This is a genomic window from Cupriavidus consociatus, from assembly GCF_017814975.1.
Lineage (GTDB): Bacteria > Pseudomonadota > Gammaproteobacteria > Burkholderiales > Burkholderiaceae > Cupriavidus > Cupriavidus consociatus.
Genome location: NZ_JAGIQA010000079.1, coordinates 1 through 6,586 on the forward strand (window position 1 = coordinate 1; position 6,586 = coordinate 6,586).

General features: G+C 59.7%; 7 protein-coding genes. All 7 read right to left on the bottom strand.

Translation table 11 applies throughout. The annotated features are described in order from the left end of the window. Window positions 1-224: 224 nt before the first annotated feature. Complete coding sequence (locus J8I82_RS36990; RefSeq protein WP_209765516.1) at window positions 225-1,094, bottom strand: hypothetical protein; 870 nt, start codon at window positions 1,092-1,094, stop codon at window positions 225-227. Further along, complete coding sequence (locus tag J8I82_RS36995; RefSeq protein WP_209765518.1) at window positions 1,082-2,164, bottom strand: hypothetical protein; 1,083 nt, start codon at window positions 2,162-2,164, stop codon at window positions 1,082-1,084. The genes J8I82_RS36990 and J8I82_RS36995 overlap by 13 nt, the downstream gene beginning before the upstream one ends. 638 nt (window positions 2,165-2,802) lie before the next feature. Continuing rightward, the gene (locus J8I82_RS37000; protein ID WP_209765520.1) at window positions 2,803-4,242 is read right to left on the bottom strand and encodes an NAD-dependent succinate-semialdehyde dehydrogenase; all 1,440 of its coding nucleotides are present in this window, start codon (window positions 4,240-4,242) and stop codon (window positions 2,803-2,805) included. Window positions 4,243-4,311: 69 nt separating this feature from the next. Further along, window positions 4,312-5,067, bottom strand: coding sequence for a transporter substrate-binding domain-containing protein (locus J8I82_RS37005; protein WP_209765522.1), 756 nt, complete (start codon window positions 5,065-5,067; stop codon window positions 4,312-4,314). Window positions 5,068-5,084: 17 nt separating this feature from the next. Next, window positions 5,085-5,525: a GlcG/HbpS family heme-binding protein gene (locus tag J8I82_RS37010; RefSeq protein WP_209765525.1), complete on the bottom strand. Its 441-nt coding sequence runs from the start codon at window positions 5,523-5,525 to the stop codon at window positions 5,085-5,087. A gap of 49 nt (window positions 5,526-5,574) precedes the next feature. After that, the gene (locus tag J8I82_RS37015) at window positions 5,575-5,901 is read right to left on the bottom strand and encodes a hypothetical protein (protein WP_209765526.1); all 327 of its coding nucleotides are present in this window, start codon (window positions 5,899-5,901) and stop codon (window positions 5,575-5,577) included. A gap of 36 nt (window positions 5,902-5,937) precedes the next feature. Next, window positions 5,938-6,453: a flavin reductase gene (locus J8I82_RS37020; protein WP_209765528.1), complete on the bottom strand. Its 516-nt coding sequence runs from the start codon at window positions 6,451-6,453 to the stop codon at window positions 5,938-5,940. Window positions 6,454-6,586 lie beyond the last annotated feature (133 nt).

Consider the following 6,586-nt stretch of genomic DNA (forward strand, 5'->3'; position numbering starts at 1 on the left):
CACTCGACGAGATGGCCCAGTTGATCGTCACGCTCCTGGAGCCGTATTTACAACCCGATAATTATTAAAGCTATTTGCGGGATGTGGTACTAGTGCCTCTGGCCACTGTGTTGCCGCCGGCCCGTAGCTGCTCCTCGTACGCGCTTTGGTGGCGGCTTCCTTCAGCGCGTTGACGAGAGGGTCCAGCAGGTTGCGAAGTCGCGCGTAGTCCATTGACGTGCGACTCAACCTCGCAGGGCCATGGCACGCATCAGCGCGTCGATCTGCCCGAAAGCATCTTGCTGCCATTGTTCTGGCGTGCGATCGCCTAGCGCATGCGTGTCCTCGACGAAACGCCTTACGCAGGTGGGTCCGTAACCCTCGAAAGTGTCGAACTTGTCGGCGATGTGTCGGAAACCGCGCTCGCCACTGGCATGCCCCAGCAGAAGGCGACATTCCTGTGCCAGCACCTCGATACCGCCTGGGTAGTTTCGCACGCAGTAGTAGATGTCGTAGGCGTCCTTCTGCTTGTAGCGGCCCGCCAGTGCGTGACCTTTCATCGCAAGAAGAGCTGGAATTGAGCACACCGCGATCTCCACCCGGTTGGTTCCTCCGTCCGGCATCGGCCCTGCCACAGCGACCAGCTGGTAGAACCGCATCGCCAAGTCGGCGCCGTCCGCCCGCTGCACAGCGAAGTCGCTAATCAAGGGGGGATTGTTCTTGACGATCTCCGCGTCGCGCGGCATCAAGAAATCGACCACGACGTCGATCGCTCCCCCACCATCTCGCGTCGTGACTTGGCGAACCAACTGGAAGCGCCGAAGCCCTTCGCGCTGTGCGTATCCATGGCCTTGAAGCGCGCCGATCAAGGTCGCATACTCGCCATCGCCGAGTGCTTCCGCATCCAGTCCTACGTCCACGTCGAGCGTGCCGACGTGCGGCATATCCTCGTTGGCCAGTAGCAGCCAAGGAACTGCACCGCCAATGATGGCGAACTTGCCCTTGAAGCTACCAAGGATCTGGCCGATCTCAATCAGCACCGACTTCACAGCTGCGGTCGTCCGGTCATCGTACTCGGCGGCCGACTGTGGTTCCTGGGGTGTCATCTGGACCATGAGAGCTTTTCTTGGCGCAGGTGCTCGGCGGCCTCAGCGCCGCGTTCGCCCGCAATGGATAGATCAAGGTAGGTCTGGACGGGGCTCGTGCAAATCGCGCCCGGTGCAGGTTCAAGTGTGTCTGCGAGCAGGCCCAAGTCCTTGGGAACGGTGACGACCACGTTCTCGCCCTTAGAGACAGTCGAGAGCTTTAGTGCGGCTTGGAGCTTGCGCAGACCATTTTCGTCAGCGAAGAAGTAGTGGGTGCCGGTTCGCCCATAAGGTGCAAGCCACTGTGCGGCCGAAAAGGATGCAAAGGCAGCATGTCCCTGGCCGTCTTCTGTGCCCAACGCATTGCGGGCCGCGCCTTCCAGCGCGTTGCCATGCAATGGCGTGTAAAACCGCAGCCGCTCACCTGACGGCGGTGTGTAGCTGTCCCGCCATGCGTCAAGCAGCGCGCCGGGCGCTGAGAGGACGAGGCCATCGTCCGACGCGCTCGCCCATTCCCGATCAATCAAGCCGTTGCGCACATTGCTGACGTGCCCCAGGCTGACTCCGGAGATTTCCGACAACTCGGTGACGCGCCAAGCACGGTCGGGATCGCGCAGCATAGCGCGTAGAACCTGGGCCGACTTCGGCCTGAACAGCGACTTTAGTTCGCGTTGTTCGGCGGCGGGCTTGTCTGCCACCATGCGTTCGATGAACACGCCGCCGAAGGCTATCCGGGCGTTTCCCTCCAGGTCGAGATAGCCGACGCCCATTTCTGCGCACAATTGCCTCACCGCAGGTGAGAGGTAGGGTGCGATGAAGACGGGCGTCGCCTGCGGGGCTCGCTGTGCCACGAAATTACGCAGTTCGAGAAGGGCGGAACGGGCGTACCGCGGCTGGCCGTTCGACTTGTACTCGCATATGAGCAAGTGCTCCCGCCCGTCCACGAGTAACCGGGCGATAAAGTCCGGCCGCCAATCGCCGGACACAGCGGGGGCTTCGATGTCTTCGATTTGAAGGATCGGGATCTTCTCGAGCAGCCGTCGCAACGCCTCCCCAACATGGGCTTCCGCCTCTTTCATTAAATGGCCCCCTTTCAACATCCGCTGAAAATATCATAAATCTTGAAGAGCGGCCGAAATTTTCACTGAAAATGGCGTTTTCACCAATTGGTGAAAGAATATGATTCAGTGAATGCGGCGTTATGGGCACAAAGAGAGCCGTACAGATGGCTCGGCACTGCCTGCCGGCCTTGAGTTATCTGAGGCCGTGGCCGCGATCGCCGATGACTGAACGCGGGATAGCCTGGGCGAGCTCGCCGTGTCCGCATCGAGTGGCTGGCGAGCATGACAAAGCAGCCAGCGTTGGCGCGTGTCACTGACACCGACCGTGAAGGCAACCCAAACCCCTTTCTAGACTGATCGCATAGCTTGGATCGAATCGTATGGCTCGCGACACATCCGCGTGCTAACCAAGGGCGACAAGGGGGCGTTATCGGACCTTATTGCCTCGCCGCAACCTCTGCCACGGCCCTCCCCCGCCCGCATCAAGCGGGGATGACGTAAAGCGCAATGACGGTAGCCGGCCATGAGCGGCCATCCTCCGACATTCCCTAGCGTCATATGAATGGCCGTTCCTGCACCCCAAAGAGCCTTTCAGACCTCAGATTGGTGGTAGCCGGGTCCCCGCGTCTACCGGACGTTATGCGTTGTATTTCTCCGGCCACCAAAAAACGCGAAACTCACGCATTTAACACAACGACAGACCTCACGTTGAGGTACGCCTCGAGAGCCTCCGGCCCCCCCTCGGAACCATACCCTGAATCCTTGATGCCGCCGAACGGCAGCTCGGGGCTTGTCGAAGCCGGCATGTTGATCCACATCATGCCAACTTCTACCTTGCGGGCAAGCAGGTCAGCGTTCTTCAGCGAGCGAGTGAAGCCGTACCCCGCGAGCCCGAACGACAGGCGATTCGCCTCCGAGATAGCCTCCTCCATGTCGCTGAAGCTTCGGATGGCAGCGATGGGGCCAAACGGCTCTTCATTGAAGACTTTGGAATCGAGAGGAACGTTGGTCAGCACCGTCGGTGCCCAGAAGTTGCCCACCTCTCCGATCCGCGTTCCGCCTGTCAATACGTTGGCGCCTTTTTCCCTGGCATCGCGCATGAATTCGGCCATAGCATCCAGGCGACGGCTATTGGCGAGTGGTCCCATTTGGGTACCTTCCTTCAGACCGTCGCCAACCTGGAGGCCGGCAGCGTGTTCGCCAAGCGCGTTCCCGAACTCGCGTGCAATGCTCTTGTGAACAAGAAACCGTGTCGGCGAAATGCAGACTTGGCCAGCATTGCGGAACTTCGCGAAGCCGGCGGCTTTCACGGCTGCGTCAATGTCGGCGTCCTCACAGACGATCACCGGAGCATGGCCCCCGAGTTCCATCGTCGCGCGTTTCATATGGGCGCTCGCCAACGCAGCCAATTGCTTGCCGACCGGCGTCGAACCAGTAAAGGTTACCTTGCGGATGACTGGATGCGTGATGAGATACGTGGAGATTTCGGCAGGGTCTCCATACACCAGGCCTAGCACACCTGCCGGGATGCCAGCGTCAGCGAACACTTTCACAAGCGCCGCTGGCGCTGCAGGCGTCTCCTCGGACGCCTTGGCCACAACTGAGCATCCCGCGGCAAGCGCGGCGCTCACCTTCAGTATCATTTGATTGATCGGGAAGTTCCAGGGCGTGAATGCCGCGACGGGTCCTACCGGATCCTTTACCACCATCTGGCGAATAGCCGGATCCTTGCGCGAGGGCACCAGACGACCGTACACGCGGAAACCCTCCTCTGCAAACCACTCGATGATGTCCGCTGCTGCCAGCACTTCAATCCGTGCCTCAGCGAACGGCTTGCCCTGCTCCGTCGTCAGAATCGTTGCAATAGCCTCAGCCCGCTCCCGAAGCAGGGTGGCTGCGCGGCGCATCACGCGACTTCGCTCCGCTACGGTGCTGTTACGCCACAGTTGGAAGCCTTTCTCGGCTGCTTCAACGGAATTCTCGAGTTCGGCCTTTCCCGCTCTCGCCACTCGGCCGATTTCCTGCCCTGTTGCGGGATTAAGCACGGCCAGTGTCCTGCCATCGACAGCGTCTTGCCACTTGCCATCGATGAACAGTTGGGTATTTGGATAGTTCATATACTTTGAATCCGTGACAGCGACTTAGACCATGAACTCGGTCAGTAACCGGCCGTTTTGTTATGGTATTCACCCATGATCGGGGCGAGGTGGCGCAATTTTGGCCTCGGTCTGTCCACTCGCGTCCAGGGCCTGGCGCACGAGACCAGATACCTTGGCATCCTCTACAAATTGTCGAAGATACGTCATCGCGAGGTCTCGACCTTTCGGCATGGCCATCGCCTGTTCGATGGACATGAATCTGTCACCGGCGAGCCGTAGACCGTCATGCTGACGACTTGCAACTTCGAGAGGCTGAAGAATTCCTGCGGCGACATCGGCCTGCCCGTCGAGGAATAGCTCGATCGCTTCGGAGGAAAGTGGAGCATAGACCAATTGCGCGTGCTTCAACTCGCGCCGCAGGTAGAGGTCGTATGCCGTGTTCAGTCCCGCGGCAATACGAACACCCGGCACATCGATGTCTACAATGTCGAAAAAACCACTGTCGTTACGGACCAGGAACGCACCCTCAATCAGAACGTAAGAGGCCGTGTAGTCAATAGCCGTGCCGCGCACTGGATCGATAGCAAGGAAGCCGATGTCGCATTTGCCGGCGCTCAGTGCGCCGAAAGCTTTACCGGCGGCATCGAAAGGCACCAGCTCCAGTGGCACCTCCAACCGGCGGGCAAGCTCCGTGGCCAAGACCACTGACACGCCTGTCAATTCGCCCGCTGGGGTTCTTTGCGCCAGTATCGGATTGCCGTAGTTGATCGAGGCCCGGAGCGTTCCTGTTGGGGCGAATTGATTACGAGCCTCTGCAGTGAGCTGTTCTGCATTGCGGATCATATTCGCGTCTCCAGCCATCAGGCGGGATCGCCGTGATCGGCCTGCAAGCCCGCCGCAGCAATTCCGGCGAGGGCGCACGCTTCATCTTTCAACGATGCGTCTCCGCTTACCCCCACCGCACCGAGCACCGCGCCGTCGTCGTCTCGGATCAACACGCCGCCGGGCACGGGCACAACCCTGCCCAACGTCATGTCAGACAAAGCGTTCATGAAGGCTGGATTCTTTTCGGCACGGCGCGCCAATTCTCGTCCGCCGAATCCCATCGCGAGGCAACCATATGCCTTTCCAGTCGCGATGCCGGGTCGCAAAATGCTGGCGCCGTCTTCGCGCTTTGCGGCGATCATATAGCCGCCTGCATCAAGTACTACAACGCACAGGGGCTCGAGTTCGAGTTCACGGCCCTTCGCCAAGGCAGTGTCAATCAGCAGGGAAGCCGCGTTGAGGTCAAGACGTGTCATAGAAAATTTGGAGATCAGTTGAGAACTGCAGAATCTGGGTACGCGACTTTCAACGGCTATCCTGCGGGGGATTCCACACCACATGGGCCCGCACATCCTCGCTGCCGTTGCGGATCCAGCCATGCTTGCGAGCGAATTCAATCATGCCGGTCAAACCGTCTTGCCAAGCTTGGTGGCCTGCACATGCCGGGGCTTGGCGTAGCCAGGCCTGCGAGACCCACATCGTGTCGGCATCGACTAAGTCGCCGGCCACGTTGGCGGCAGCCTGGATACGTGGCAAATCTTCCCTGCTGCCTTCGATCTCCACGCTGAACCGTTTTAGGTCTTCAGGGAATCGTAGCGTGACGTTGAGGGACGCATCGATGTGCACCAGCATGTCGTAACTCCGGTTTGGTATGTATAAGTCGGATGATCAGGCAGCGAGCGCCTCGAGCTCGTCGGCGCCAACGTGGTGGTAGCCGCGACGGAAATAGATCAGTCCCCCACAATCCTTCGATGCATAGCGGGTCTTTACCACTTCAGCGAAGAAGACCGTGTGGGTACCCTTTTCGACACTGTCCGTGATAACGCAGTCAAACGACACCACGGCGTCGTCTAGCACGGGTGCGCCAGTCAACTGCCGAGTCCAGCTTCCGGTTTCAAACCGCGCTTCCGCAGCGCACTTCGTCGCGCCTGCGAACACAGCCGAAATATCCTCCTGCTCCGCGTTCAACGTGTTCACGCATAGCACCCCATTTTCCTTGAACACGACGTTGCTTTGGCTTGCGCGGTTCACGCACACTGCCAGCGTCGGGGGGTCATCGGTGATGCTGCAAACGGCGCTGGCAGTCATGCCATAACGGCCCGCACGGCCGTCAGACGTGATTACATTGACGGCGGCACCCAACTCAGACATGGCATTGCGAAAAGCCTGGCGGTCGATAGTCATGACAGTCTCCCTGGTGCGTTATCAGACTGCTGCGAGTTCAGCGGGGCTGGATTCGATGAGTGGGTCGCGGCCGAACTCGGGCATGATCTCGGTGGCGAAGCGGTGCAGCGTATGGCGCGAGCCGCCGAGGATG